Annotated in this window: 19 protein-coding genes; 7 read left to right on the top strand and 12 right to left on the bottom strand. The window is 65.0% G+C overall.

Translation table 11 applies throughout. The features are described from left to right. Window position 1: 1 nt before the first annotated feature. Complete coding sequence (locus ADADO0_RS16865) at window positions 2-1,624, top strand: class I adenylate-forming enzyme family protein (protein ID WP_511306341.1); 1,623 nt, start codon at window positions 2-4, stop codon at window positions 1,622-1,624. Window positions 1,625-1,730: 106 nt separating this feature from the next. Here ADADO0_RS16865 and ADADO0_RS16860 read toward each other — a convergent pair whose 3' ends face one another. Both ADADO0_RS16860 and ADADO0_RS16855 read right to left on the bottom strand, forming a co-directional pair. After that, window positions 1,731-2,552, bottom strand: coding sequence for an SDR family NAD(P)-dependent oxidoreductase (locus tag ADADO0_RS16860; RefSeq protein ID WP_511306340.1), 822 nt, complete (start codon window positions 2,550-2,552; stop codon window positions 1,731-1,733). Window positions 2,553-2,571: 19 nt separating this feature from the next. After that, a complete protein-coding gene (locus tag ADADO0_RS16855; protein ID WP_511306339.1) occupies window positions 2,572-3,216 on the bottom strand; it encodes a tripartite tricarboxylate transporter TctB family protein in 645 nt (214 codons plus the stop codon). A gap of 132 nt (window positions 3,217-3,348) precedes the next feature. Here ADADO0_RS16855 and ADADO0_RS16850 point away from each other — a divergent pair, with 132 nt between their 5' ends. The 4 genes from ADADO0_RS16850 (at window position 3,349) to ADADO0_RS16835 (ending at window position 7,129) form a co-directional block, all read left to right on the top strand. Further along, window positions 3,349-3,933 carry a hypothetical protein gene (locus ADADO0_RS16850; protein WP_511306338.1) on the top strand — a complete coding sequence of 195 codons (585 nt, stop codon included), beginning with the start codon at window positions 3,349-3,351 and terminating at the stop codon, window positions 3,931-3,933. Beyond that, window positions 3,933-5,450, top strand: coding sequence for a tripartite tricarboxylate transporter permease (locus ADADO0_RS16845; RefSeq protein WP_511306337.1), 1,518 nt, complete (start codon window positions 3,933-3,935; stop codon window positions 5,448-5,450). Before ADADO0_RS16850 ends, ADADO0_RS16845 begins: the two co-directional genes overlap by 1 nt. 26 nt (window positions 5,451-5,476) lie before the next feature. Continuing rightward, entirely contained in the window at window positions 5,477-6,436 is a 960-nt protein-coding gene (locus tag ADADO0_RS16840; protein ID WP_511306336.1) for a Bug family tripartite tricarboxylate transporter substrate binding protein, read from the top strand. Between the two features lie 66 nt (window positions 6,437-6,502). After that, window positions 6,503-7,129 carry a glutathione S-transferase family protein gene (locus ADADO0_RS16835; RefSeq protein ID WP_511306335.1) on the top strand — a complete coding sequence of 209 codons (627 nt, stop codon included), beginning with the start codon at window positions 6,503-6,505 and terminating at the stop codon, window positions 7,127-7,129. Window positions 7,130-7,137: 8 nt separating this feature from the next. On the opposite strand, the gene ADADO0_RS16830 is transcribed toward ADADO0_RS16835, so the two are convergent. The 7 genes from ADADO0_RS16830 to tcuA all read right to left on the bottom strand — a co-directional run bounded on the left by ADADO0_RS16830 (window position 7,138) and on the right by tcuA (window position 16,754). Then, window positions 7,138-8,679: a tripartite tricarboxylate transporter permease gene (locus ADADO0_RS16830; RefSeq protein WP_511306334.1), complete on the bottom strand. Its 1,542-nt coding sequence runs from the start codon at window positions 8,677-8,679 to the stop codon at window positions 7,138-7,140. A 6-nt stretch (window positions 8,680-8,685) separates the two neighbouring features. After that, window positions 8,686-9,372, bottom strand: a complete 687-nt coding sequence (locus tag ADADO0_RS16825) for a hypothetical protein (RefSeq protein WP_511306333.1) — start codon at window positions 9,370-9,372, stop codon at window positions 8,686-8,688. A gap of 99 nt (window positions 9,373-9,471) precedes the next feature. Continuing rightward, window positions 9,472-10,434 carry a Bug family tripartite tricarboxylate transporter substrate binding protein gene (locus tag ADADO0_RS16820; protein ID WP_511306332.1) on the bottom strand — a complete coding sequence of 321 codons (963 nt, stop codon included), beginning with the start codon at window positions 10,432-10,434 and terminating at the stop codon, window positions 9,472-9,474. 207 nt (window positions 10,435-10,641) lie between these two features. Beyond that, window positions 10,642-12,150, bottom strand: a complete 1,509-nt coding sequence (locus ADADO0_RS16815) for an aldehyde dehydrogenase family protein (RefSeq protein ID WP_511306331.1) — start codon at window positions 12,148-12,150, stop codon at window positions 10,642-10,644. Window positions 12,151-12,153: 3 nt separating this feature from the next. After that, complete coding sequence (locus ADADO0_RS16810; protein WP_511306330.1) at window positions 12,154-13,593, bottom strand: MmgE/PrpD family protein; 1,440 nt, start codon at window positions 13,591-13,593, stop codon at window positions 12,154-12,156. A 145-nt stretch (window positions 13,594-13,738) separates the two neighbouring features. Next, window positions 13,739-15,142, bottom strand: a complete 1,404-nt coding sequence (locus ADADO0_RS16805) for an MmgE/PrpD family protein (RefSeq protein WP_511306329.1) — start codon at window positions 15,140-15,142, stop codon at window positions 13,739-13,741. Between the two features lie 70 nt (window positions 15,143-15,212). Next, window positions 15,213-16,754 carry an FAD-dependent tricarballylate dehydrogenase TcuA gene (tcuA, locus tag ADADO0_RS16800; RefSeq protein WP_511306328.1) on the bottom strand — a complete coding sequence of 514 codons (1,542 nt, stop codon included), beginning with the start codon at window positions 16,752-16,754 and terminating at the stop codon, window positions 15,213-15,215. A gap of 135 nt (window positions 16,755-16,889) precedes the next feature. Here tcuA and ADADO0_RS16795 point away from each other — a divergent pair, with 135 nt between their 5' ends. Then, window positions 16,890-17,837, top strand: a complete 948-nt coding sequence (locus ADADO0_RS16795) for a LysR substrate-binding domain-containing protein (protein WP_511306327.1) — start codon at window positions 16,890-16,892, stop codon at window positions 17,835-17,837. Between the two features lie 168 nt (window positions 17,838-18,005). Here ADADO0_RS16795 and ADADO0_RS16790 read toward each other — a convergent pair whose 3' ends face one another. Beyond that, window positions 18,006-19,178: a mandelate racemase/muconate lactonizing enzyme family protein gene (locus tag ADADO0_RS16790; protein WP_511306325.1), complete on the bottom strand. Its 1,173-nt coding sequence runs from the start codon at window positions 19,176-19,178 to the stop codon at window positions 18,006-18,008. Between the two features lie 140 nt (window positions 19,179-19,318). Then, window positions 19,319-20,974, bottom strand: a complete 1,656-nt coding sequence (locus ADADO0_RS16785) for a GMC family oxidoreductase (protein ID WP_511306324.1) — start codon at window positions 20,972-20,974, stop codon at window positions 19,319-19,321. Between the two features lie 283 nt (window positions 20,975-21,257). On the opposite strand from ADADO0_RS16785, the gene ADADO0_RS16780 reads away from it, so the two are divergent. After that, window positions 21,258-22,751, top strand: a complete 1,494-nt coding sequence (locus tag ADADO0_RS16780) for an aldehyde dehydrogenase (RefSeq protein WP_511306323.1) — start codon at window positions 21,258-21,260, stop codon at window positions 22,749-22,751. 21 nt (window positions 22,752-22,772) lie between these two features. On the opposite strand, the gene ADADO0_RS16775 is transcribed toward ADADO0_RS16780, so the two are convergent. Further along, window positions 22,773-23,465 carry a cyclase family protein gene (locus tag ADADO0_RS16775; protein WP_511306321.1) on the bottom strand — a complete coding sequence of 231 codons (693 nt, stop codon included), beginning with the start codon at window positions 23,463-23,465 and terminating at the stop codon, window positions 22,773-22,775. Window positions 23,466-23,516 lie beyond the last annotated feature (51 nt).

Here is a 23,516-nt window from a genome sequence, read left to right as displayed (position 1 = left end):
GATGCGCCCCTTCCTGACCCTCCACCATCCCGCCGCCGCCGAACGCTATTATGCCGAGGGCGTCTGGCAGAAGGATACTTTCTACGACCTTCTCGCCCGCCACGCGGCGGGCAGACCCCACGCCTTTGCGCTCCAGGACGGCACCCGTAAGCTGACGTGGGAAGACTTGCTGCGCCGCGTGGACGGCATGGCGGCGGACCTGCGGGCCTATGGCCTCACCGGCGGCGACCGGGTCGCCACCTGGATGTCGAACCGCGTCGAGGCGGTCATCACCTTCCTGGCCTGCTCGCGCGAAGGGTTCGCTTGTAATCCATCGCTCCACCGCACCTACACCTGCGGCGAAGTCGTCGGCCTGCTGGAGCGGCTCTCCGCCCGCTGCCTCGTCACCGAGGCCAGCTGGGGCGCGGACCGGGACAGCGCGGACTTCGAGGCCATGCTGGCAACCCTGCCCGCTTTGAAGGTGGTCTATACCCCTGAGACCTTCCCCGGCGGCGGGCCCTATATGTCGCCGCCCTGCGCCGACCCGGATAAGGTGGTCTACCTCGCCTTCACCTCCGGCACGTCGGGGGCGCCGAAATGCGTCATGCATTCGGACAACTCCCTGCTCGCCAATGCCCGCGACCTGGTGCGGGACTGGGGCCACGGGCCAGATACGGTGCTCCTCACCCTGTCGCCGCTCTCCCATCACATCGCGTGGGTGGCGGTGGGCCAATGGCTGCTGGCCGGCTGCCGGCTGGTGACGGATCTGCCCCCCGCCGGCATGTCCCGGCTCGACTGGATCATCGAGACCGGCGCGACCTACATCATGGGCGTGCCGACCCACGCCATGGACATCCTCGCCGAACAGAAGGCGCGCGGCCTGCCACGCCTCGGCGCCGTGGACCTGTTTTACATGGCGGGATCGCCGATCCCGCCCTCCGTCGCCGACGCCTTCGTGCAGCAAGGCATCAAGCCGCAGAACATCTACGGCATGACGGAGAATTCCTCGCACCAATACACCCACCCAACCGATGACCACGACGTCATCATCTCCACCTGCGGGCGCGGCGGGCGAGCCTATGAGGTCAAGATTTTTGACCCTCTTGATGAGGACCGCGTGCTCGCCTCGGGCGAGGTCGGCCATATCGGTGGACGCGGCGGCGCGCTGATGCTCGGCTATTTCTACAACCAGAAGTCCACCGAGACCTCGTTCAATGCAGCGGGCTGGTTCCTCTCCGGCGACCTCGGCTCCATGGATGCGGCGGGCAATCTGCGCATCGAGGGGCGCCTGAAGGATCTGATCATCCGCGGCGGGCACAACATCTATCCCGCACATATCGAGGCGCTCGCCTTGCGCCATGGGCAGGTGGATAAGGTGGCCTGTTTCCCGGTGGCGGACGACCGGCTCGGCGAGCGGGTGTGCATCGCCATCATCGGCACGGCGGAGCCCGATGTGCTTCTCGCCCATCTCGCCGAACTCGGCCTGTCGAAGTTCGACATGCCGGAATACTTCCTGCGCGTGGACGCCTTTCCGCTCACGGCGAGCGGCAAAATTCTGAAGCGTTCGCTGGTGGAAATGACACGGCGCGGCGAGATCGAGCCGACACCCATCCGCTTCAAGCCAAAAGTCGCGCGCAGCGCCTGAAATCCCGAAGCTCGGCCTCTGGCCGAACTTCGACCGAAGCTTCCTCCTGGCCCTCCCCTCGGGGAGGGCTTTTTTTACCCGCCGCGCGTCTCCTCGCGGCGGCGTCTCATGACGCTTCGGCTTCCGCCTTCGCCAGTTCATCGCGCATGCGGGAGCGCATCCAGATCGAGCCCCCGGCGGTGAAGCCGCCGTCGATGGCGATTTCCGCGCCTGTGATGAAGCTCGACTCGTCGGAACCGAGGAACAGCGCGAGATAGGCGCATTCCAGCGGCGTTCCCTGCCGTTGCATGGGGATGGAGCGGCGCGCGGATTCCGCGTGCCCAGGCGCGGCATCACGGAAGAAGCTGGTCTCGACGATCTGGCCGGGATGGATGGAATTGGCGCGCACGCCCCACTCCACCAGTTCGATGGCGGCGGTCTTGGTGAGGCCGCGCACACCCCATTTGCTGGCGCAATAGGCGGCGTCGTAATGCGCGCCCATGCCCGCGATGGAAGAGACGTTGATGATGGAGCCGCCGCCGGACTCTCGCATGGCCGGCGCGCAGGCCTGCATGCCGAGCATCACGCCGGTGAGGTTGACGTCCAGCGTGCGGTTCCAGGAAGCCAGCGGAATGGTCTTGATGCCGTGGCGGCTGATGGTGCCGGCATTGTTGATGAGAATATGCAGGCCCGCGAATTCCGACATCGCGGCCGCAACGCAGTCCGCCCAGGCCTGAGGATCCGAAACGTCATGATGCAGGAAGAGGGCGCGACCGCCCTCCCCGCGCACCGCTTCCGCCAGTTCCTCGCCGCGGGCGGTGTCCACGTCGGTCAACACCAACGCCGCGCCCTCTTGTGCGAACAGATGGGCTTCCGCCGCGCCCTGACCGCCGGCCGCACCCGTGATCAGCGCCACCTTGCCGTGGAGGCGTCCTTTTTCCCGCGCCATGTGCGCCCCTTTCATTGGATCAGAACCCGAACGGGCCAACCGGCAGCGGCATGTCCGCAAGCTTTTCAAACAGCACATAAAAAATGCCGGCCGAAACCGCGCTGTAAGCGAAGGTGGACGGCAGCGTGCGCTTGCCCGCCAGATGGTAGATGACCAGGAAGAAAAGGAAGGTAGACGCGGCGTAGCCGAGCGGCGGGATCAACAGTGTGTAAGCAACCAGCGCGAGCGTGAACGTCACCGGCGGACGCGGCGGCCACCACGCGGCCCGATCAAGCGAGAATTTCGCATTGGCGGCGCCCGCCGGCGGTTTGATGAAAAGCGTTATGCCCACCGCGAGCATGATGACGCCGAGCACCATCAGATAGCGATCCGGCCCAAGCTCATCGAACATCGAGTCCTCGCGCTGCGATGTCTCAAGCCGCCATCCGTCCCAGCACCACACCGCACCGAAAATAATGAATAAGAGCCCCCAGATGCGTCCCATTCCCGAATGCTCCTTCGCCGCACCTCGATCCAGGCGCGCTTTCCCTGTCTTCGCAACCTGTCGCAAGCCGCATGCCATGACGCTGCTGGACCACGAGACGTTGATTCCCTTGGGGCAGTATCTGTCCACGGACATTCCTGTCCGCGTGAAATACACTTTCGATGTTTGCAAAGAAGACACCCCACCTCCCCCGGAGACGATGCGGGCGGTTTGCCTCGCAATTGTAGCTCTGGCCCGGTCGTTGCATTAAGGCTTCGAGATCGGAAGTCCGAGTGCGGACAGTCATTTTAAGAATTCCGGCCGGAGGAAGAGATGTCCCTCGCTTATATTGTGCGCTGCAACTTCAACCGTGAGGATCTCGAGCAGGGTTGGAATGAGTGGTATGGCGGCCCCAAGCTGAAACAGATGCTGGACAAGCCCCACTTCCTCTCGGTGCAGCGTTTCTTCAAGAGCGAAGGCGCGGGACGCAACTATGTGGCGTTCTGGATTCTGGAATCCGAGCAGGCCTTCGAGACCCCCGAATACAAGAACGACTGGGGCTTCTTCGAGTGGCGGCCCTACATCATCGACTGGAGCCGCGATCTGTTCGCGCCGCTCTCGGGCGATGTGCGCTCTCCGGTCGTGAAAGATGGACAGGCACTGCGAGTCATCTCCTTTGAGGGCCTGAGCGAAGCCGAGGCGGGCGCGGCGATGGAAGCCGTCACCCTCCACCGGCCTGGCGTCAAATGGATGCGCACCGTGGGCCTTGATCGCCATACGCCGCTGTTCGGCTATGAGGTGGCCGATGCGAGCGCACCCGACCGTCCGCTCGACATCGCGGGCGTGGTCGAGGGTCTTTACCGGCCGATCTCCGAGCTGGTGCATGCAGACGAAAACACCGGAAATGGACGCGCCTGATGGAAACAGGTCTGCTTGCAGGGCTCTTAAACGCCCTGAGCTTCATGAACGTGGGGTTCGCTCTCATCGGCTGCCTGCTCGGCACGCTGGTGGGCGTGCTGCCCGGCCTCGGCCCCGCTTCCGCTATGGCCATCCTGCTGCCGGTGGCGGTGTATCTGCCCCCCGACGGCGCCATCATCATCATGGCCGGCATCTATTACGGCGCCATGTATGGTGGCTCCACCACAGCCATCCTGATGAACATTCCGGGCGAGGTCTCCTCCATCGTCACGGCGCAGGACGGCTTCCCCATGACGAAGCAGGGACGCGCCGGCGAGGCTTTGGCCATCGCGGCCATCGGGTCCTTCCTGGCCGGCATCCTGGGCACCATCGCCATCTCGGTCATCGGCCCGGCCATTGCCGATCTGGCGCTGAAGTTCGGGCCGGCGGAATATTTCGGGCTCGTTCTATTCTCCATGACGGCCCTAGTTTCGTTTGCCGGCAATTCGCTGGTGCTGGGCCTGGGCATCGCCGCCTTTGGCATGGCCCTCGCAACGGTCGGCGCGGACCCGCTTACCGGAGCCCAGCGCCTCACGTTCGGGTCGCTGGAATTCACCAAGGGCTTCGACATCGTACCGGTTCTGGTGGGTCTCTTCGGCATCGCCGAAGTGCTCTATTCCGCTTCCACCGATACGCAGAAGGTCTATTCCGGCAAGCTTGGAAGCTGGTGGTCCATGATCCCGCGCGGACGGGAACTGAGGGCCGGCATGATGGCCTCCGCGCGCGGCACTGGCATCGGCTTCTTCATGGGGCTTCTGCCGGGCATGCTGCCCGCGCTCACCGCCTATCTCGCCTATGACGTTGAAAAGCGCATTTCCCGCACGCCGGAGCGCTTCGGCAACGGCGCCATCGAGGGTGTGGCCTCGCCGGAAGCCGCCAACAACGCCACCGCCATGGCGGGCTTCATCCCGCTTTTGGCGCTCGGCATTCCGACCAGCCCGGCACTTGCCATCATGCTCGGCACGCTGATGATCAACGGCCTGACACCGGGGCCCATGCTGTTCGAGCAGCAGGGCCTGCTGGTGTGGACCGTCATTGGCTCCATGCTCATCGCCAACATGATGCTGTTGGTGCTGAACCTGCCGCTGGTTGGCATGTGGGCGAAGATCAGCCAGATCCCCTACTCGATCCTCGGGCCGGTCGTGCTCGGCGTCTGCGTCATCGGCGCCTATGCCCCGCGCAACACGCTGTTCGACGTGTGGGTGGCGATCATCTTCGGCATGGTCGGCTATGTGATGCGGCGGTTCAACATGCCCGTTGCGCCGCTGGTGCTGGGCTTCCTGCTGGGTCCCATGTTCGAGCAGTCGCTGCGCCAGTCTCTGGCGCTGAACAGCGGCAGCCCTCTGTTCATGGTCCACCGGCCGATCGCACTCGCCCTGTGTCTCGCCGCCGTGGCTGTGGTCGCGGCCACCGCCTACTTCAAAAGAAAATCCAAGGTCATGGCTACCCTCGTGGAAGAGAGCACCAACGAGGTCTGACGAAAACATAATAATGGGAGGAATAAATGAACCGATTGAGTCTCATTCTGGCGGCATGCGCCGCGGTGGCGCTGCCGAGTTTGGCGCAGGCGCAAGACAAGTTTCCGAGCAAGGCGATCGAGATCATCGTGCCGTTCGCGGCCGGCGCATCCACCGATCTCGGCTGCCGGGTGATCGCGCAGGCGCTGGAAGCCAAGTGGGGCGTCCCCGTCAAGGTGGTCAACAAGCCGGGCGGCAACACGGTGCCGGCGGTCAACGACGTCATGAACGCCAAGCCGGACGGCTACACGGTGCTCGCCGACGGCCCGCCACAGAGTTCCATGCTCGACACGGCGGTGAAGAACCTGCCGTTCAAGGTGACGGACCGCACCTTCATCGCGATGACCGCGTTCACACCGATGATGTTCCTGGCCCCCGCGGATTCACCTTTCAAGACGCTGGCGGACGCGGCGGCGGCGGCCAAGGCTGATCCCTCGGGCTTCACCTGGACCTCGCTCGGCGGCGCCGGCGCACAGGACATGGCGAACCGCCAGTTCTTCAAGGCGATCGGCGTCGACGTGACCAAGACCCGCGCGCTTCAGCTCAAGGGCGGCTCCGAAGCCGTGACCATGACCGCCGGCGGTCATGTGAAGATGGGCGTCGGCTCCTACAGCGGGTTTGCTCCCGCGCTCCAGTCCGGCAAGATTCGCGTTCTCGCGACCGCCTCGCCCGACCGCTGGCCCAACCTGCCCGATATCCCGACCGCCAAGGAAGCCGGCTTCCCGACCATCGAGACGCTCTACTGGATCGGCATTTCCGGCCCGCCCAAGCTGTCGGCGGATATCGTCGCCACCTGGGACAAGGCGCTCAAGGAAATCATCGCGGAGCCCTCCGTGCAGGAAAGCCTGCTGAAGGTCGGCCTGAAGGCCAGCTACGAGGACGCCGCCGCGATGGCGAAGCGGGTCGAGAAGGAGCGCGCGGAAACCCAGGAGCTGTGGTCGCGCTGATTTAGCGACGCGCTCTTTTGAGTAACGGATCGGGGGCGCGTCCAAGCGGGGCGCGCCCCTTTCAGCATGAAAGGCCAAGCGATGAAGCTCTACGGCTCCCTGACATCCCCCTTCGTGCGCAAGGTGCGGGTGTGTGCGATCGAGCGTGGAATTCCCTTCGAGATGGTGGTGGAGGACCCCTGGCAGGTCACGCATCGCCTGATCGGGCTCAACCCGGCCGGTAAGGTGCCGGTGTTGGAACTCGACGATGGCAGCATCCTGGTCGAGTCCCTGCTGATCATCGAATATCTGGATTCACTTGGCGATCCGGCCCGGCTGCTGATCCCGAGGGAAGGCAAGGCCCGCTGGGCCGCACTGCTCTGGCATGCGCGTGCCCACGCACTGATCGAGGCCGCGGTGGCGCGCCTGCTGGAGCTTCGCCGCCCCGAGGGGCTGCGCATGCCCGAGCGGATCGAGCGCGAAGAACGCCGCTTCGCAGAGATCCTGGACTTCATCGAACGGGAAATGCCCGCGACACCCTGGTTCGGCGGCGAACAAATCGCCATCGGCGACCTTATTCTGGGGGTCGCCTTGCGCTACGCCGCGTTCCGCTATGCCCATGACTGGCAGTCGACCCATCCCCGCCTCGCCGAGCGGCTACAGGCCCTTGAGGCACGCCCCGCCTTCCGAGAGACCGAGCCGCCCGGCATGTAGGGGAGCAATCATTCCGCGAACGCGCGCTCCCGGCCCTTTCTCAGGGACGGCACGATGGCGGCCGCCAGTACAGCGAGCGCGACCAACAGCAGCCCCGCGCTGACCGGCCGCTCCAGCACGCCGAGGAGGCTTCCCCGCGACATAAGCAGCGCGCGCCGCAGATTGTCCTCCATCAGCTTGCCCAGTACAAATCCCAGCAGCAGAGGCGCCGGCTCGAAGCCGAGCTTGATGAGCGTGTAGCCCGCCACCGCGAAGGCGGCCGTCATCACCACGTCCATCGGACTGTTGTTGATGGAATAGATGCCGATGCAGGAGAAGACCAGGATGGTCGGAAACAGCAACCGGTAGGGCACCTGAAGCAGGCGCACCCAGATGCCGATCATCGGCAGATTGATGATCAGCAGCATCAGATTGCCGATCCACATGGAGGTGATCATCCCCCAGAACAGGTCCGGGTTCTTGGTCATCACCTGTGGGCCGGGAATGATGCCCTGGATGGTCATGGCGCCGACCATCAAGGCCATGACCGCATTGGGCGGCACGCCGAGGGTGAGAAGGGGAATGAAGGAGGTCTGCGCGCCCGCATTGTTGGCGCTTTCCGGCCCCGCCACGCCCTCGATGGCGCCGCGTCCGAAGCGCCATGGCGTCTTGGACAGGCGCTTTTCCAGGGAATAGGACGCGAAGGGCCCGAGCACCGCGCCATTGCCCGGCAGAATGCCGAGGATGGAGCCGACGATCGTGCCCCGTACGACAGGCGCAAACGACTGCTTCAGTTCCGCGAGCGAAGGCAGCAGGCGGCCGATGGGCTTGGCGACGAGATCGCGCTTTTCATCAACGCCCAGGTTCCGCAGCACCTCGGCAAAGCCGAAGATGCCCATGGCGAGCACGGCGAAATCCACGCCATCCGAAAGCGGCGCGAAGCCGAAGGTCAGGCGGTCCTGCCCGGTCTCCATGTCGGTGCCCACCGTCGACAGAAGGAGGCCCAGAAAAATCATCGCCATGGCCTTGGAGAGCGAGCCGTGCGCGAGCACGACCGCGAATACGAGACCCATGACCATGAGCGAGAAATATTCGGCTGGGCCGAACATCAGCGCCATCTTGGTCAAGGGCAGCGCAAGGGCGGCAATCACCAGCGTCGCGACGCAGCCAGCAAAGAAGGAGCCGAGCGCGGAGATGCCCAGCGCGGTGCCGGCGCGGCCCTGCTTCGCCATCTCGTGGCCGTCGAGCGCGGTGACGACCGAGGTGGCTTCACCTGGAATATTCACCAGGATCGCGGTGGTGGATCCGCCATACTGGGCGCCGTAATAGATCCCCGCCAGCATGATCAGCGCGCCGGTCGGCGGCAGGCCGAAGGTGATCGGCAGCAGCATGGTGATGGTGGCGATCGGCCCTACACCCGGCAGGACGCCAATCAGCGTGCCCACGAGGCAGCCGACGAAGCACAACAAGATGTTCACCGGCAGCGGCACCATACCGATGAGCGGCACATGTACGTCGACGAGGTTCAGGACTGTGGCAAAGCCGAGCCCGAGATTGGCGAGGATGTCCATCGGCCCTCACAGATACACAATGCCGGGAATGATGAGCGCCGGCATCGGCAGTTGCAGCACGTATTTGAAAAGCCCGACGCTAAGCAGCGTCACGCCGATGGCGAAAATCACCAGTTCCCCGAACCGCGTGTCGGGCGCTGCGGCGCCGCTGATGATGGCGAGCAGCGGCCCGGCCACAAGCAGGCCGGCGGAGCGAACGGTCAGCGCGAAGGCCAGCACGCCGCCGATCACGAACACCGGCCCGCGCAGCCCGCTGCGGTCAAGCCACGTCGAGCGACGGATGCTGAGCACGGTCAGGCCGAGCATGAGCGCGAGATAAAGCACGCAGAAGATGAAGGCTGCGGGTGCCAAACCCATGATCTCGCCAGTCTTCAAGACCGCCCCGGCGGCGACAGCGGCGGCGATCACTGCCGCGATAGCCAGGATTGCGCTGAAGTCGGAGAAGAGGATCGTCTGCTCCCCCTGTTGGAGCAGCGCATTGCCCGACAGGAACAGGCCGAAGCCGGCAAGCCCCAGCATGAGGAAGCGCGGCAGCAGCCCCGGGCCCATGACATAGAGCGTGCCCGTTTCCAGGTCAGCGGAGGCGAGGGCGCCCACTGCGGCAAAGCCGATCAGCACCAGGCCTGCGAGAAAATTCTGCGGGTCCTTGATGGTGAGGCCGGCCACGCGATGGGCGGGCTTCTGATTGTCCATTCCGTCACTCCGCCCTGAAACCCAAACCAACCGAATGCATACCGCCTGAAATGGCACGGGCGCGCCACCCGTGCGGCGCGCCCGGCGGGTCACTGCCGCCTATTGCTGCTGGATGGCGGCCTCAGCCTTCACCAGTGCCGCCCACTTCTCGATTTCGGCCGCCAGATAGGTCTTGAACTCGTCCGACGAGGTGCCCGTCAGTTCGTATCCGAGGGTCTGCAGCTTGGCCTTGGTCTCGGGCTCCCTCAGGATTTCCACGAACGCGGTGTTCAGCTTCTTGGTCAGTTCCGGCGACATGCCCGCCGGGCCGAAGAAGCCCCACCAATTGACCATATCGTAGCCCGGCAGGCCGGACTCAGCCATGGTCGGGATCTTCGGCAGGTTGGAGGCCCGCACCTTCGAGGTGACGGCGAGGCCGTTGAGTTGCCCGCCCTCGATGGTGGCGGCGACCGTGGGCGCGGAGCAGAACATGTAGGGAAGCTGGCCACCCATCACCTGCGGCAGCGCCGGGCCCTCGCCGGGGAACGGCACCGCCACCGGGTTCACCTTCGCCATGTTGTTGAAGAACATCGCCGCCATGAAGGAGCCATCGCCCCGCCCGCCGGTGGCGAAGGACACATCCTTCGGATGGGCCTTGATGTAGGTGATGAGTTCCGCGACGGTCTTGGGCGGGAAGGCGGGATTGGTCACCAGCACCAGCGGCGACCAAGCGACAAGGCTGATGGGGGTGAAATCCTTCACCGGATCATAGCCGATATTGGGATAAAGCGCCGGTGCGACCGCATGGGTGGTCTGGGTGGCGATCTGCAAGGTGCGCCCATCCGGCGCCGCCTTGGCGACAAAGCGCGAGCCGATCTGCCCGGTGGCGCCGGCCTTGTTCTCGATGATCACCGGCGTGCCGAGCTTCTCCGCAAGGCGCGCGCCGATGATCCGGGCCAATGTGTCGGTGGTGCCGCCAGCGGCGTAGGCCACGACGATGGATATGGGCTGCTCGGCGCGCGCTGCGCCGGCAAAGCCGAGCATCAGGGCCGCCACGCACGCCATTACACGGCGATTTATCATTGTACTCTCCCTAGAATTTTTCGGAGTGGGAGCGTCTTTCACCTGCGGAATGCCGCAGGGTGCGTTCCCTTTAAGCCGAGCTTATGGGGCGGAAGGGTCGGATCAAATACCGATTGAAGATCGAGTATCTGTTTTTAATATCCTGTTCCCGCCGGTTCCTTTGCTGAACCCGCTGACCCACCTCTGCGGAATGTCAGGAAACGCCCGTCAATCCGCGAACGGATCAGCCGGCGCGCCCTCGGCGAGTTCGATAACCACTGTCTTGGTCTGGGTATACTCGTTCAGCACTTCAAGGCTGTTCTCGCGGCCAAGGCCGCTCATCTTGTAGCCACCATAGGGCAGCATCCAGTGCACGGGGCGGAACGTATTGACCGAGACCAGCCCGGCCTCGATGCGGTGCGCCACGCGGTGCGCGCGGGTGACATCGGAGGTCCACAGGCCGCCGACCAGCCCGTAATCGGTGTCATTGGCAAGCGCGATCGCCTCTTCTTCGTCCTCGAACGGCATGACCGCCACCACCGGCCCGAACACCTCTTCCCGTGCGAGGCGCGAGGTGTTTTCGACGTCCACGAACACGGTGGGCTCGATGAAATAGCCGCGCGGCAGGCGTTCCGGCCGCCGGCCGCCGGCGAGGACATGGCCGCCGGCCTCACGCCCGAGGGCAATGTAACTCTGCGTCTTCGCCAATTGCTCGGCCGAAGTCTGCGGGCCGATATGGGTCTTCGGGTCCAGCGGATTGCCAATGCGGATGCGCAGCGAACGCTCCGCCATGCGCTCAGCGAACTCGCGCTGAAGCGAGCGTTCGACAAACACCCGCGAGCCGGCGGAGCAGGACTGCCCGGTGGAGCGGAACGCGCTGTGCAGGGCGACGGTGAGCGCCTTGTCGATATCGGCATCGGCGAACACGATGTAGGGCGATTTGCCCCCACACTCGAAGGTGCACCGCTTCAGCGTCGCGGCACCCGATTGCATGATCTTCTGCGCCGTGCGGTGGTCTCCGGTGAAGGAGATCTTGGCGACCCCCTTGTGGGCGACGAGCGCCGCCCCGGCGACCTCGCCATAACCTGGCACCACATTGACCACGCCCGCCGGAAAGCCGGCCTCCTCCACCAGTCGGGCAAGCGCCAGCAGGCTCGCAGGCGTCTGTTCAGCCGGCTTCAGGACGATGGTGTTCCCCGCCGCCAGCGCCGGGCCGAGCTTCCAGGAGCACAGCGAGATCGGTGAATTCCACGGCAGGATCGCTCCCACCACGCCCACCGGCTCGCGCCGGGTATAGGCCAGCGCATCCGGGCGAAACGGGATTTGCGAGCCGTTGATCTTGTCGGCCGCCCCCGCGAAGAAGGTGATCCAATCCGCAGCGCGGGAGATTTCCCCCTTGGTGTCGCGCAGCGGCTTTCCGTTATCGCGGCTTTCCACCTCGGCAAGGAGATCCACGTCACGCCGCATCAGCGCGGCAAGACGCAGCAAAAGCTCGCCCCGCTGGGTCGGTGTCAGCCGGCTCCATTTGCCCTTGAGGGCAGCTTGCGCAGCCGCCACGGCATCGTCGATATCCGAGGCGTCCGCCTCCGCCACCTCCGCCCAGACCTCCTCGGTCGCGGGGTCGATGGAACGGATCATCCGGCCTGATCGGGGGGTAACCCATTCGCCGCCGATGAACAGTCGGTCGAACCGGCGCAGTTCGGTGGTCGGGCGGATCGCCTCGGACGTCAGGGTCATGGCTCAGACCGCCTCGATCACAGGCCGGCGCGCGGCTTCCGCAGCGATCCGGCGGAACAGTGCCTCGGTGGCTGTGCCCTCGGCGGTCTGGGTCAATGCCGCACCCACCTCGCGGGCACGGGCGCCGAACAGCCAGCCCGAATTGCGCGCGAACTTGTCGAGCACGTCGTCCTGGCTCAATGCTGCCTCCGGGGAGCCCGGATGGAAGCGGACATGGCGGCGATACAGCTTGCCGTTGGCCGTCACCTCAAGGATCGCCGGGCAATGCTGGGGATAGTCGCTGTCGGGGTCCTCGGAGGAGACCACCAGCGCCGCGATCTTGCGCACCACCGGATCGGACAGTCGCTCGACGCGGAAGGTTTCCACATCCACATCGCCATGCACCAGAGTGGTGGCGACACCGTAAGGCAGGCTGAAGCGGGCCTCGTGGGGATGGCTCGGCGCCTTCTTGCGATCCTTCGGCTCGGTGACGAGGGTGAGGCCCGGCTCGGCAAGCTGGCAGGAGATGTGCTCGATGGCGTCCAGCGAGACGCCGTCGCGCGCGAACTCCTCGCGGATCTGCTTGCCGCCCTCGATGAAGGCGTGCAGCAACTGGCAGCAGGGATAGGGCTTGTAGGCGGTCTCCGGCAGATACCAGCGCGTGCCCAGCCCCTCTGCGGCGATGGCGAAGTTGAGTTCGCCCGTGATCGGGGTGAGGAAGCAGGAAAAGAAACCGAACTTGCCCTCGAACACAGTCGCCGGCCCGGTGATGCCGGCGCGGGCGAGATCAAGGGCGATGATGCCCGCATGAGCGCCCCAGCCGCCGTGCAGGATCTTGGAGGTGGACCCGGTGCGCGTCGCCTCCTGAATGCCCGCCGCGAAGGTGCCGGCGATGCCGAGCGCATCCATGATCTCGGCGGGCGTCGCCTTCAGCAGCGAGCCGATGGCCGCCACCGTGCCGAATGCGCCGAGCAGGGATGAGGTGTGATAGCCGCGTTCCAGGAAGCGGTCGCCGGCAACGAAGCCGAGGCGGATCATCACCTCATAGCCCACGGTCACGGACGTGATGAGATCGGAAAGCGGCAGATTGTTGGCCTGCGCCACGGCCAGCGCGGCGGGAATGACGGTGGAGCCGGGCCGGGCGAGCGAGGAGCCGTGTTTGTCGTCCATCTCCAGCGCCTGGGCGAGCGACCCGTTGAGCAGCGCGGCCATTTCCGGCCGGATGATCGAGCCGACGCCCAGCACTGTCGCGCCAGAGGGCGAGGCCCATTGCCGCGCGAGCTTGATGGCCGCCTGCCCGCTCTCCTCGCGCGGATTGGCGCCGGCGATGCATACGCCGATGGAATCCACCACATGCCAGAGTGCTGCGGTGCGGACCTCCTGGGGGATGCGGTCATAAGTGAGCCCGGCCGCGAACTCGGCGAGCGTGGTCGAGAGCGTACGCTCGGTGATCGGCTGTGCCATGGCGGATGTTCCTTCAGAATTGCGGTTTCCCTCTCCCGCTTGCGGGGGAGGATTGGGGAGGAGGCTCTCCAGGATGAGCGGTCGCGCCCTTCCCCTCCCCGGCCCTCCCCAGCAAGCGGGAGAGGTGCGGTGTCGTACCTGACGGCTATGCGCGCACCTTCTGGAGCGCGGCGCCGAGCTTGGAGGCGGGAGTCTGCTGGGTCTCCAGGGTTGTGACGAGGCTCTCCACCTCTGCAACGGCCTCGGGGGTGAGGCGGCGCCCGGCGAGGTCACGGAACTTCGCCTTCAGCGTCTCGTCGGAGAGCGGGTTCTTCCAGTGGCCGGACCGGTAGGTCTGGGCATGGGTGAACTTTTCCCCCGACTTGGTGGTGACGGTGACGCGGACCGCGCGCATCTCATGCGGGCCGAGAGCGTCGAGATCCGGCGCAACGACCACTTCAACACGGTTTGCGAGATCGATGATCTTGGGGTCACGCAGCTTGTGGTCGGCATACTGGTCGACGAAGGCATTGCCCTCCAGCAGCGTCACGGCGGCGGTGTAGGGCAGGTTCATCTGGGCGGTAATGGTCTCGGCGGGCACGTAGGCCCAGCCGCAATGCCGGTGCACCATCTCGGTGGTCTCTACGAACACCGAGGCGACATCCTCGCCTTTCACATTGTGCTTTTCGCGGATCGCCCGCAGCGCGTCCACCGAGGTCTGGCTGGAGGCGAGCGAAGAATACCGCTTGAAGCCGTTGTGGCGCATCTCGAACTCGGTGCCGAGGCCGTTGGTGGCATAGCTGAGGTCGTATTGCGCGGCATAGGTGGAGCAGAAGCCGCCGTAGGGTGCCTCAAGCACGTTGCGCACGCCGGTGAGCCCCTCCTTTGCCGACATGGCGGCGAGGATGCCGTTCTGCGCCGCCTTGCCGGAGTGGAAGCGTTTCGCCATGGCGCCGTATTGCGAGGCCATCAGCCCCGCCGCCTGCGAGCCGGCGAGGCCCAGCGCGCTGACGAACTGGTCGACATCCAGCCCAAGCAGCTTGCCGATGGCGGCGGCGGACGCGAAGGTCGAGGTGAGGCCGCAGGGATGGAAGCCACGGGTGAAGGCGTGTGGGCTGACCGTATTGCCGATGCGGGTGCCGAGTTCATAACCCACCACGGTGGCGAGGATCAGGTCCTTGCCGTCGAACGGCCCAAACGCTTCCGCGACCGCCAGGACAGAAGGCACCACGCCGGCGCCATAGTGCGACATGGACTGGTCGTGGCAGTCGTCCAGCTCAAAGCCCTGGGCGGCGGTGCCGTTGATTAGTGCCGCGCCGGTGGGGTCGGCACGCAGCGCCATGCCGAACGCGCTGGCGCTGCCCTTCTGGCCGAGCTTCTCCACCACGCGGGAAACCGCCAGGGTCCAGGGCTTGTCGGAGCCGAAGATGGAGCAGCCGAGGCTGTCGAGAATGCACTGCTTGGCGTTGAGAATGAGGTCCGCCGGCAAGTCTTCGTAGCGCAGGCCGACCGCGAATTCGGCGAGCGCTCGGGTAGGTGAGGTGACAGCGGGATCGACGGCGACGTTCATTGAAGAAGCTCCTTGGGATAGTTGCGACCTTCGGCCGGTGAGGCGGGTCGTTCGGGTCTCATCCGGCTGGTCAGCCGTATTTGCGGGCCGTCGCCGTGGCGCTTTCCTCCGGCGCACGGCGCAGCGCGAACAGCGCAGCGCTCTTGCCCGCAAGGCGTCCGAATACGGCGCCCGAGGTGAGGCCCGACGCGCCGGGATAGTTGAAGTAGAAGATGCCGCCGATCATCTCGCCGGCCGCGAACAGGCCTCGAATGGGCTCCTGCGCGGTGTTCACCACTTCGGTGGAGGTCGTGACCTTGACGCCGCCGAAGGTGAAGGTGACGCCGCACGTCACGGCATAGGCCTCGTAAGGGGCCGTATCGATCTTGCAGGCCCAATTGGAGCGCGGCACGGGCAGGCCGGGGGCACCACGGCCGTCCTTGATATTAGGATTGAACGGCACGTCGTCGAGGACCGCCGCGTTGAAGTCCGCCACGGTCTTGAGGAACTGTGCCTTGTTCACTTCCTCGATCTTGTCGGCCAGTTCTTCCAGCGTATCGGCGGTGAACTTTGTGACGTGGCGGGTGCGATATTCATCGCGCAGGAGATGGCGGGTCTTGGCGTCGTAGATCTGCCAGGCCACCTGCCCCGGCTGTGCCAACACCGCTTGCCCATACTTGGCGTAGGTGTAATTGCGGAAGTCCGCGCCCTCGTCGATGAACCGCTTTCCGTCCTGGTTCACCACCACGGCAAAGGGGTAGGAATGGCGCTGATATTGCGGCGTCAGCGCAAGATCGCCGAAGTCGTTGGCGTAGCGTTCCCACGCCGTGGCGTGGCAGCCGGACCAGTGGCCATGGGGTTGCGCGCCGAGGTCGAGGGCCATCTTGAGGCCATCGCCAGTGTTGAAGCGGCTTCCGCGCACCTTGGCGAGATCCCAGCCCGGTCCGAGATAGCGGGCGCGCCACTCGGCATTGGCCTCGAAGCCGCCGCAGGCCAGCACAACCGCGCCGCTCAGAAGCGTGTGGGTCGTGCCGCCGTGCTGGAGGACGATGCCGTGCACGCCGGTGTCGTCGTGGATCAGGTCGCGCACCCAAGCTTCATAGACGACGTCGACGCCCTTCTTCTCGGCGCAGAGATAGAGCGCGTCGACGAGGCCGGGACCACCCGCGGCGACCGCCATGGTGGCGCCGCCCCAGAACTTGAAGCGGCCATCCACCTTGAACGCCTGCCGGCCGAAATTCGGCATGAAGCGGACACCCTGATCGCGCATCCAAAGCATAGTGGCCTTGCTGCCGCGCACCAGGATTTCGCAGAGGTCGGGGTCGGTCCGGTACTGGGTGATCCGGGCCATGTCGTCGAAGAAATCGCTCTCGGTGTAGCTGCCGAAATCCGCGCTCTCCACCTCGGCATCGGTGAGGTCGGGCGCGAAGGCGCGGATGTCGTCGGCACCTTCGTAGACGACGCGCATAAGGCCGTCGGTGTAGGTGGAATTTCCGCCGCGCTCCGCCTCAGGCGCGCGCTCCAGCACCAGAACGCTGGCGCCCTGTTCCCGCGCGGACAAGGCCGCGCAAAGGGCCGCGTTGCCGCCGCCGACAACGATTACATCATACCGCTTGCTGAAAGGCTCTGTCATGGAGCGGGACTCCCGATGCGCGGGGCCTTGTGCGTGGCCCGTCTTGTCCATGGCCAGACACTTAGATCGTTCACCAGTATGCACGCACAGAATAAGACGTTATCCTAGCATGTGAAAAACACATGAAGAGCGGCAATGAAGCTCCAACAGCTCCGGTACATTCTGGAAATCGTCCGCCAGAACAATCACTTGTCAGCAGCGGCGGAAGCCCTTCACACCTCCCAGCCGGGGGTCAGCCGGCAGGTGCAGTTGCTGGAGGCGGAACTCGGATTCGAGATCTTCCTGCGCACCCGCAACCGTATCATCGGGCCGACCGAGCCGGGGCGGCTCGTGCTGGAAATCGCCAAGCGCGTCGTCACCGACATGGCAGCCCTGAAGGCGCTGAAGGAAGACGTCAATTCCGGCACCCACGGCACGCTCACCATCGGCACCACGCACACCCAGGCGCGCTATGTGCTGCCCCATGTGATCCAGGAATTCGTGAAGTCCCATCCGGACGTGCAACTGGTGCTGCGCCAGGGCAATCCGGAGGATATCTGCACCATGGTGGATGCGGGCGAGGCCGACATAGCAATCGGCACCGACACCATCAACGCCTTGCCGAACCTGGTGAAACTGCCCTGCTTCTCGCTTCCGCGCTCGGTGGTGGCGCGCAAGGACCATCCCATCCTGCAGATCGAGAAACTGACGCTGGAGGAGATCGCGAAATATCCCATCATCTCCTACGATCAGCGTTACAGCGGCCGCTGGCGGGTGATGAATGCCTTCACCAAAGCTGGGCTGGACCCGAAGATCATCTTCAGCGCGATCGATGCGGATGTGTGCAAGACCTATGTGGAGCTTGGTCTCGGCATCGGCGTGCTCACCACCATCACCTACAATCCCATCCGCGACGTGGACCTCGGCGCGCGCGATGCCAGCGACCTGTTCGAGCCCAGCACCATCTTCATCAGCCTGCGCTCCAACACCTATCTGCGCGGCTACATGCTGGACTTCATCAAGGCCGTAGCACCGCAACTGACGCCGGCCGTGGTCCGCGCCGCGCTGCGTGATTCCAACGCCGCGCGGGAGACGGGGAACTGACGGCTGTTTTTGGCCCTTCTGCTTTGAACCAGCCCCCTCCCCAACCCTCCCCCGCAAGCGGGAGAGGGGGTTACAACTCAGAGGGACCCAACGCAAAAGCCCCCTCTCGCTTGCGGGGGAGGGTTGGGAGGGGGAATGGAGCCGAGGGTTGGGAAGAAGGGGACCCGCTCAGCGCGCCACCACAGTCTTCTGCAACGTCATCTTCTCCAGCGCGGCCTCGTCCAGCACCAAACCGAGGCCCGGGCCATCGGGCACGCGCACAGCCCCATCCTTGATGACCAGGGGCGTGTCCACCACCAGCGGATCGCGACCCAGAGGGCCGAGGCCGAAGACGAATTCCGCCGCGCCGAAGGTCTGGCGTGCCGGGATGGTGGCGCAGAAATGCGCAGCCGCCGCCGCCTCAAAATTCGAGACCGTGGCGAGCCCACCGCAGTTCAGCAGGATGTTGGCCGACTTGGCGATCGCCGCGATCTTACGCGCCGGGGTGAGGCCGCCGACCTTGTAGAGCTTGATGCAGAACACATCGACCGCGCGGTGGCGCACGAGGTCCATGGCGTCCTCAATTGTGAACAGGCTTTCGTCCGCCATCATGGGCACACCGGCCGCCTCCCGACGGATATCGGCGAGCGCATCAAGGTCGCGCCGGCTGATGGGCTGCTCGACATAGCCAACATCGAACGGACGCAGGGCGCGCATGGCGGCGATGGTGTCAGGCACGCTCCAGCCCGTGTTGGGGTCGATGCCGATGACGATGTCCTCGCCGAAGGCCCGGCGCATGGCCTCGAAATTCTTCACGTCCTGCTTCCAGCCCCCCTTGCCGGCGGCCTTGATGCACAGAACCTTGATGCCGAACTCGTCCACCGCGCGGCGCCCCTCAGTGATCATCACCTCCACGTCGTCGGCAAGGCTCACCGACCATTCCAGCGGGATCACGCTCTGCGAGCAACCGCCGATCAGCTTGTGCACCGGCACGCCGAGCGCCTTGCCCATGGCGTCGTGCAAGGCGATGTCCAACACCGCCCGCGCCGCCGGGTTCGCGGCCAGCCTCAAGTCGAACATTTCCGTAATGGATTCGATGTCGAAGATGCTGCGGCCCAGCAGGTTCGGGCCGTAGATTTCGGTGATGGCCGCCACCACCGACTGGGTCGTATCGGCCACGAAATGACCGGGGCTGATGGGACGGATTTGCGCGCAGCCGACCATCCCCTCGGCATAAATTTTCACGAACACCGGCTTACCGAGCAATTGGTCGGGCGGTCCCGTGTCGTAGCTTCCCGAGGAGAATATCCGCTTCAGGCGGATCGGCAGTTCCGTGACGATGACTTCGATGCGTTCGATCATGATGCGCGCCCGGAGCGCCTCCTTTTGGAATTCTTTTGGGCGCTTCCGCGCGTACCGGTCAGTTGCCTCCCCAACCCTCTCCCGCGTGTGGGGGGAGAGTTGGGAGGGAGAAATGCCGAGCGCAGAAGTCGGTGTTTTGTTCACGCCGCCGCGCTGAGCGAAGCGGGCTTTCCGACTGCGCTCAGGATCAGGTCCGCTCCCTTTTCGCCCAGTGCGATGGTGGGCGCGTTTGTGTTGGACGAGGGGATGGTTGGGAAGACCGAGGAATCCACCACCCGCAGCCCCGCGATCCCGCGTACCCGCAATTCCGGGTCCACCACAGCCTCAGCGTCATTGCCCATCTTGCAGCTTCCCACAACGTGCCAAGTGGTCTGGGCGGTGGAGCGGATATACTCCACGATCTGCTGCTCGGTCTTCACCTCCGGGCCGGGGCGGGTCTCGCGCACGATCAGGCGCTTGAGCGAGGGGGCCTGCGCCAGCCGGCGCACGGCATCAATGCCGGCGGCCAGAACCCGCACGTCCTCATCGGCGGCGAGATAGTTCGGATCGATCTTGGGATGCTTCGCGGGATCGGCCGAAGCGATATGGACATAGCCGCGCGAGCGTGGCCGCAGGGCCATGATGCCGATGGTGAAGCCCGAATAGGGGTCGAGGCCGTCCTTTGGCCGGCGCGCGTAGCGGTCCTTGCCGGAGAAGGGCTGCAATTGCAGCTTCAGGTCTGGTTGGTTCTCGCCGGGATGGCTGCGCATCACCGTGTGGGCGGTGGCCGAGCAGATGGAGAGCAGGCCGGTGCCGAACAGGATATAGCGGATCCCCTCCTTCAGCTTGCTGGTGGGGCGCTGAAGCACATCATTGATGGTGATCGGCCGCGCGCACTCGAAGGTGAGGCGCACATTCGGGTGGTCGGACATATTCTCCCCGACACCGGACAGCGCGTGGATCACCGGGATGCCGAGCGGGGTGAGGACGTCCGGCCGGCCAATACCAGACAGTTCAAGGATTTTCGGCGACTGGATCGGCCCGGCGGAAACGATCACCTCGCGCCGCGCGCTGGCGATGACAGTCTGGCCCCCGCGCGTGCACTCCACGCCGACCGCCCGCTTGTTTTCGATCAACACGCGGGAGACCATGGTGTCGGTCCACACCGTGAGGTTTGCCCGCGAGCGTGCGGGGCGCAGATAGCCCACCGAGGAGGAACAGCGGAAGCCGCGTCGGGTGGAATACTGGAGATAGGACGCGCCTTCGTAATGGCCGTCATTATAGTCGTCCACCAGTTCGAAGCCGGCCTCGCGGTTGGCATCGAGATAGGCGTCGGCAAGCTTGTCGAACTTCTTGAGCTGGGTGACGTTGATCGGCCCGCCCTTGCCGCGGGTCTCCGGCGCGCCCTCGGCGAAATTCTCCATCTTCTTGAAATAGGGAAGCATTTCGTCCCAAGACCAGCCGGCGCAGTTCCAGGAATCGAACTCCGCCGGGTCGCCGCGAACATAGACGTTGCCGTTGATGGAGCTTGAGCCGCCGAGCACCTTGCCGCGCGCCCAAAGCTGTTCGCGCCCGTTCAGATGCACCTGTTTCTCGGTCATGAACGGCCAAGTGTACCGCTCGTCCTTGAGCAAATTCACCACCATCAGCGGCACATGGATGTTGATGGAATTGTCTTTGCCGCCCGCCTCGATCAGAAGCACCCGGCGCGCGCCGTCTGCCGACAGGCGGTTCGCGAGTACGCAGCCCGCCGATCCCGCGCCGACGATGATGAAGTCGAATTCCGCACGCGACGTGTCGTTTTTCGGCGATGCCATCCCATGTCCTCGTCGTTTCCTGGCCCGCCGTTCCATCACGCCCGAAAAAGGCGCCTGCGGCAGTTGCCCTGGACAATAATCCTGTACGGGTCGGACCATAAGAGGCTCCACCATCCAGGGATAATCACGAAAGAGCCTTCAGTATGCGGCTGACGCATAGCACGGGGATGGACCGGAGGCGGCCAGTATGTTTACCGGGCATCGCGGACACCAATATTGGTATTTTTTCGGCATCCCCGTAGCGTCTAGCTTCCGCGCAAGATGATCGAACGGAGCCGCAGGGATGAATGCGCCAGGAAACCTGAAGACCTATCAGCTCTTTATCGACGGCCGCTGGGTGACGCCCGAGGCTGGGGAGACCTTCCCGACCTATAATCCCTTCACCCAGCAGCCCTGGGCGCTGGTCTCACAGGCCGGCGCAGCGGATGTCGCGGCGGCGGTGGCGGCGGCGCGAACCTGTTTCGAGACTACATGGCGGCATGTCAGCGGCCTGGAGCGCGGTCGTCTGCTGCTGCGTCTCGCTGATCTTCTGGAAGAGAATGCCGACCGCTTCGGCCGCATGGAGAGCACCGACAACGGCAAGGTTATCCGTGAGACCCGCGCGCAGATGCCGTTTTCAGCCCGCATCTACCGCTTCTATGCGGGATATGCCGACAAGATCTTCGGCCAGGTGATCCCGCTCGACCAGCAGAATGTATTCGATTACGCGAGCTATGAAGCACTTGGCGTGGTGGGCCTCATCACCGCCTGGAACTCGCCCATGGCGCTGCTCGCCAACAAGCTGCCGGCGGCACTGGCGGCGGGCAATTGCGTGGTGGTGAAGCCCTCCGAGCATGCCTCGGTCACGACTCTGGAATTCGCCAGTCTGGTGGAGAAGGCCGGCTTCCCGCCCGGCGTGTTCAACGTGGTGACGGGCGATGGCCGCACCGGTGCCGCTCTGGTCGAGGGTGGCGGGGTCGACAAGATTTCCTTCACCGGCAGTCCCCACACCGGACGGCGCATCGCCGCCGCCGCCGGCAAGATGCTCATCCCGGTCATCATGGAGTTGGGCGGAAAGTCCCCTAACATCGTGTTCGACGATGCCGACATCGACCGCGCCACGGTCGGCGCGCTCGCAGGCATCTTCGCCGCCACCGGGCAGACGTGCATCGCCGGCTCGCGGCTGCTGGTGCAGCGCGGCGTATATCAGGAGATGGTGGATCGCCTCTCGGCCCGCGCCAAGATCATCAAGCTCGGTGACCCGCTGGACCCGGGAACCGAGATGGGCACTGCGGCCAACGAGCCGCAGTTCAACACCATCATGTCCTTCATCGAGACCGCCAAGACCGATGGCGCCACCCTTATGGCGGGCGGTGAGGCGGCGCGCGAAGGAGCGCTCGCGAACGGCCTGTTCGTGAAGCCCACCATTTTCGCCGACGTGCGCAACGACATGCACATCGCACAGGAAGAGGTGTTTGGGCCGGTGCTCTCGATCATCCCATTCGACACCGAGGAGGAGGCGATCGCCATCGGCAACGACACCCGCTACGGGCTCGCTTCCGGCATCTGGACACAGAACCTCAACCGGGCGCTGCGGGTCAGCCGCGCCATCAATTCCGGCATGGTATGGGTCAACACCTACCGCGCCTCCGCCGCCCAAACGCCGTTCGGCGGGGTGAAGGAGAGCGGCTACGGGCGCGAGCGCGGCGAGGCTGGACTTTACGAATTCCTGCGCACCAAGAACGTGATGGTGGATTTCTCGGAGGACGCACGCGATCCATTCGCGGTGCGCGTCTAGACCGGTGCGCCGGTCGCGGGCTCAGTCCGCGACCGGCCGCGCCATCACGCGAGCGGGCGCGCCGTCGCAGGCGGTGACATTGAGCGCGCCGAAGACGAATTCCACGCGCCGTCCGGCAAGCGCCGCATGGCCGGTGAGGTGCTCACAGACCAGCACGCCATCGCCCAGCAAAGCACGGTGGACAGGCCAGTCGAACCCCGGCTGGCGCAGATGATAGACAAGGTCGGGCGTTGCGAAATCGCAGGCGAACAGCTTGATGCGCTGGGCCACCAGCCATTCCGCCGCCTCCGTGGACAGGCTGGGGTGCCGCTCATAGTCTGCGGTGCCGGCCTTGGCGGTCCAGCCGGTGTCGATCGCCAAAATATCGCCCGGCCGCAAGGCGGGCGCCGCGCTCTGAAGCACCGCCAGCGGAATGACCGCGTCTGGCATCTGCGGCAGGTGCCAGACCACACCCGTTCCGCAGAGCCGGTCGAGCGGGATACCCTCGAACCCCGGCGCATCGTTGAAATAATGGCGCGGGGAATCCACATGGGTGCCCGCATGCGCCACCATGCGAATCTCGGTAACGTTGAAGGGGTCTCTCGGCACCTCGCGCAGGGCGGTGAAGCTCGGCGTCGGAAAGATGGAGGCGCAGGGCATCTGCGCATTGACGGGGTGCGAAAGGTCCACCCAGTCGCCGACCGGCGTGAACGGCCGCGCCTCCGGCATCTCCATGAAGCCGCGCCATCCTGACTTCGGCTTGAGACATCCCTCACACACGCGCGT

This window comes from Aquabacter sp., assembly GCF_965279295.1.
In the GTDB taxonomy this organism is placed as follows: Bacteria; Pseudomonadota; Alphaproteobacteria; order Rhizobiales; family Xanthobacteraceae; genus Aquabacter.
This window is presented reverse-complemented; position numbering and strand designations above follow the sequence as displayed.

Coding starts and splice junctions, on each gene's coding strand:
- ADADO0_RS16865 (WP_511306341.1), top strand. CDS start 2: ATGCGCCCCTTCCTGACCCTCCACCATCCCGCCGCCGCCGAACGCTAT.
- ADADO0_RS16860 (WP_511306340.1), bottom strand. CDS start 2,552: ATGGCGCGGGAAAAAGGACGCCTCCACGGCAAGGTGGCGCTGATCACG.
- ADADO0_RS16850 (WP_511306338.1), top strand. CDS start 3,349: ATGTCCCTCGCTTATATTGTGCGCTGCAACTTCAACCGTGAGGATCTC.
- ADADO0_RS16845 (WP_511306337.1), top strand. CDS start 3,933: ATGGAAACAGGTCTGCTTGCAGGGCTCTTAAACGCCCTGAGCTTCATG.
- ADADO0_RS16840 (WP_511306336.1), top strand. CDS start 5,477: ATGAACCGATTGAGTCTCATTCTGGCGGCATGCGCCGCGGTGGCGCTG.
- ADADO0_RS16835 (WP_511306335.1), top strand. CDS start 6,503: ATGAAAGGCCAAGCGATGAAGCTCTACGGCTCCCTGACATCCCCCTTC.
- ADADO0_RS16830 (WP_511306334.1), bottom strand. CDS start 8,679: ATGGACATCCTCGCCAATCTCGGGCTCGGCTTTGCCACAGTCCTGAAC.
- ADADO0_RS16825 (WP_511306333.1), bottom strand. CDS start 9,372: ATGGACAATCAGAAGCCCGCCCATCGCGTGGCCGGCCTCACCATCAAG.
- ADADO0_RS16820 (WP_511306332.1), bottom strand. CDS start 10,434: ATGATAAATCGCCGTGTAATGGCGTGCGTGGCGGCCCTGATGCTCGGC.
- ADADO0_RS16815 (WP_511306331.1), bottom strand. CDS start 12,150: ATGACCCTGACGTCCGAGGCGATCCGCCCGACCACCGAACTGCGCCGG.
- ADADO0_RS16810 (WP_511306330.1), bottom strand. CDS start 13,593: ATGGCACAGCCGATCACCGAGCGTACGCTCTCGACCACGCTCGCCGAG.
- ADADO0_RS16805 (WP_511306329.1), bottom strand. CDS start 15,142: ATGAACGTCGCCGTCGATCCCGCTGTCACCTCACCTACCCGAGCGCTC.
- tcuA (WP_511306328.1), bottom strand. CDS start 16,754: ATGACAGAGCCTTTCAGCAAGCGGTATGATGTAATCGTTGTCGGCGGC.
- ADADO0_RS16795 (WP_511306327.1), top strand. CDS start 16,890: ATGAAGCTCCAACAGCTCCGGTACATTCTGGAAATCGTCCGCCAGAAC.
- ADADO0_RS16790 (WP_511306325.1), bottom strand. CDS start 19,178: ATGATCGAACGCATCGAAGTCATCGTCACGGAACTGCCGATCCGCCTG.
- ADADO0_RS16785 (WP_511306324.1), bottom strand. CDS start 20,974: ATGGCATCGCCGAAAAACGACACGTCGCGTGCGGAATTCGACTTCATC.
- ADADO0_RS16780 (WP_511306323.1), top strand. CDS start 21,258: ATGAATGCGCCAGGAAACCTGAAGACCTATCAGCTCTTTATCGACGGC.
- ADADO0_RS16775 (WP_511306321.1), bottom strand. CDS start 23,465: ATGGAGATGCCGGAGGCGCGGCCGTTCACGCCGGTCGGCGACTGGGTG.